Below are 2,910 nucleotides of genomic sequence, written 5' to 3' on the forward strand. Positions count from 1 at the left end.
TTTTTATTTGGGGTGGCTGATGGGGCTCGAACCCACGACAACAGGAATCACAATCCTGGACTCTACCAACTGAGCTACAGCCACCGTAGAAGAACGCTATTCTATTCCAAAAAACTGCTTGATTTCTGAAATTTCTGTTTTTCTAGAAATTTCCCTCATCAGGGGCGCGGGACCTTGATCTGCACCTTGAGCTGTTTCTTGAGAAGCTCGTAGTATGCCATAGCTTCCGCCACGGCCGAGCTTCGCAGGAAGTCCTGCTTCTGCGCGGCAGCCGCCTGCGCATCATCGGCCGGACGCTCGACGATGCGGTTGATCTTGACCACGGCATAGCCTTGCGCGCCCAGGTCAACACCCGTCCATGCAGGCAGCTGGGCCGTGGGCGCACGCAGGGCAGCGTCCACCACTTCGCGCGACTGGCCTTCGGGCTGGTCACGGCTGATCACCTTGGCTGCGGGCAATTGCGCCGCGTCAGGCTTGGCCTTCCATGCGGCGAGCTTGGCTTCGCCATCGGCCTTGGCCAGTTCGGCGGATTTTTGCGCCACATACAGGGTGCGCAGCTTGTCGCCGACCTCGGCCATGGGCAGCGTGCGGGCAGGCGTGTACTCCACCACGCGGCCGGCCACCAACTGGTTGGAACCCAGCTCCACCGCATCGGTGTTGCGCTTGTTGTTGAGCGAATCGCTGGAGAACAGCGCCTCCAGGAAACGGGGATTGGCCAGGGGGCCCTTGACGTTGGGGCCGGGCTGGCGCGTCACATGGTCTGCCTTTTGCACGGTGAGCTTGAACTTCTCGGCCACGGGCTGCAGGCTGTCCGACTGCTCGTAGACCGCGTTGGAGAAGCCTTCCGCCAGTTCGGCGAACTTGCGCTGCGCCTGCTGCTGCTTGAGTTCAGCCTCCAGCTTGGGACGCATCTGCTCGAAGCTCGGTGCCTTGGGCTTCTTGATGTCCACCAGCGAGATGATGTGGTAGCCGAAGTCGCTGTGCACCACGTCGCTGATGTCGCCGACCTTCATGCCGAAGGCTGCATCCTCGAACGGCTTGACCATGGCACCACGGCCGAAGTAGCCCAGGTCGCCACCCGATGCAGCGGAGCCGCCGTCCTGCGAGTTGGCCTTGGCCAGCTCGGCGAAGCGCTTGGGGTCCTTGCGCAGCTCGGCCAGCAGTTCCTCGGCCTTGGCCTTGGCTTTCTCCTGCTCTGCCGCGGGGGCATCCTTGGATGCGTTGATCAGGATGTGGCTAGCGCGGCGCTCCTCGGGACCGGCCAGGCGCTCGGCGTTCTGGTTGTAGTAGGAACGCACATCGTCTTCGCTCAGCGTGATGCCGGCCTCGATGCTGGGCACATCCAGCAGCAGGTATTCCACCTTGGCCTGCTCCAGTTGCTGGAACTGGCTGGTGTGGGCGTCGTAGTAGGCCTTGAGGTCGGCCTCGGTGGGCTGGACCTTGCTGGCGTAGGCGCTGGCTTCGAAGCGTGCCACCTGCACTTCGCGGCGCTGGTACAGCGCATCGATGGCCTGCTTGACCTGGGCGTCGGTCGCAAAGGCCGTGCCCGTGACGCCACCCATCACCTGGTTCATGGACAGTTCGCGGCGCAGATTGGCCTCGAAGCCCTCAGGCGTCAGGCCCTGCGATCCGACCAAGGCGCGGTAGGCTTCGGCATCCATCGAGCCATCCGGCTTCTTGAGCGCGGCAATCGCGGGAATCTCCTGCAGCGTGCGCACCAGCTGTGCATCGGATGCGGCCAGGTGCATCTTCTGCACGGCAGCGGCCAGCACCTGGTCACGCACCATCTTCTCCAGCGTGGCGTAGCGCGCCTGCGGCGAATCCAGCAGCTTGGGGTCGACGTTGGGGTTCTCGGCGCGCAGGCGGTCGCTTTCCATGCGGTGCGCGTTCTCCCAGTCGGCCTGTTTGATCTCATGTCCATCCACACGCGCGACGATCACGCTGGATTCGGTGAAGTAGTTCTGGTTGACCCCCACGAAGATGAACGAGGGAATGATCAGCAAGAACAACAAGATCATCACGAACTTGGAATGCTTGCGGATGGATTCGAACATGGTCTGTCTTTCAGTGGCAGAAATAGAAAAGGCGAACTTTCGTTCGCCTTTTGTTCTTGGTGGGTGCTGACGGGGTCGAACCGCCGACCTACGCCTTGTAAGGGAAAATTACACCTTTACAAATCAATAGCTTGCAGCGCTCACCTACTTCGCCCCACCAACTAATAGAGGCGGAAGCGCACCATTCTACTTACATGAGGCCTCCGCCCCTTGCTTCGCTGGGTCATATACGCCACGGCAACGGAACACGCTGGCTTGAGGGAATGCATGGTTACTGTATATTTATACAGCACAAGGAATTCGACCATGCCCCACGTCATCACCCCCACACAACCGGTCGCGGCCGCCATGCCGCCAACACCGCTGCCGGCCCCCGCCAGTCCGGTACGCGCTGGCTTTCCGAGCCCAGCCGAAGACTTTAGCTGTGCCCGCATCGACTTGGCGAAGCTCATGATCAAGCACCCTCAGTGCACATTCCTGTTGCGCGTGCGCGGCGACTCGATGATCGGCGCGGGGATCTTCGATGGTGATTTGCTGGTGGTTGACAAGTACCTGCGACCGCAGCACGGCGACATCGTTGTGGCCGAGGTGGATGGCGATTTCACCTGCAAAAGATTCTGGGCAAGGTATGACCAAGTGATGCTACGCGCCGAAAACCCCACATACCCTGACATCCGCGCGAAAGAAGGCCAACAGTTGGAGATCTGGGGCGTGGTGACGTGTGCCGTCAAGTCGTTCCGTGCGTTGTGAGATCAGGCCATGTTTGCCCTGCTGGACGGCAACAATTTCTACGTAAGCTGCGAGCGCGTGTTCCGCCCTGCGCTGAAGGGCCTGCCGGTGATAGTGCTCAGCAACA

3 protein-coding genes and 1 tRNA gene are annotated in these 2,910 nt (G+C 60.9%); 2 read left to right on the plus strand and 2 right to left on the minus strand.

Annotated features, from left to right (window positions below; genetic code table 11):
- Positions 1-8: 8 nt before the first annotated feature.
- Together QZ709_RS10225 and QZ709_RS10230 are read right to left on the minus strand one after the other, a co-directional pair.
- Positions 9-84, minus strand: a tRNA-His gene (locus QZ709_RS10225).
- 74 nt (positions 85-158) lie between these two features.
- The gene (locus tag QZ709_RS10230) at positions 159-2,054 is read right to left on the minus strand and encodes a SurA N-terminal domain-containing protein (RefSeq protein WP_016445403.1); all 1,896 of its coding nucleotides are present in this window, start codon (positions 2,052-2,054) and stop codon (positions 159-161) included.
- Between the two features lie 306 nt (positions 2,055-2,360).
- On the opposite strand from QZ709_RS10230, the gene umuD reads away from it, so the two are divergent.
- Entirely contained in the window at positions 2,361-2,804 is a 444-nt protein-coding gene (gene umuD, locus QZ709_RS10235) for a translesion error-prone DNA polymerase V autoproteolytic subunit (protein ID WP_250439949.1), read from the plus strand.
- Positions 2,805-2,813: 9 nt separating this feature from the next.
- Positions 2,814-2,910: hypothetical protein (locus QZ709_RS21315; protein WP_366937163.1), on the plus strand; the 97-nt coding region annotated here is incomplete at its 3' end.

It is taken from the genome of uncultured Aquabacterium sp., assembly GCF_913773725.1.
Lineage (GTDB): Bacteria > Pseudomonadota > Gammaproteobacteria > Burkholderiales > Burkholderiaceae_C > Aquabacterium.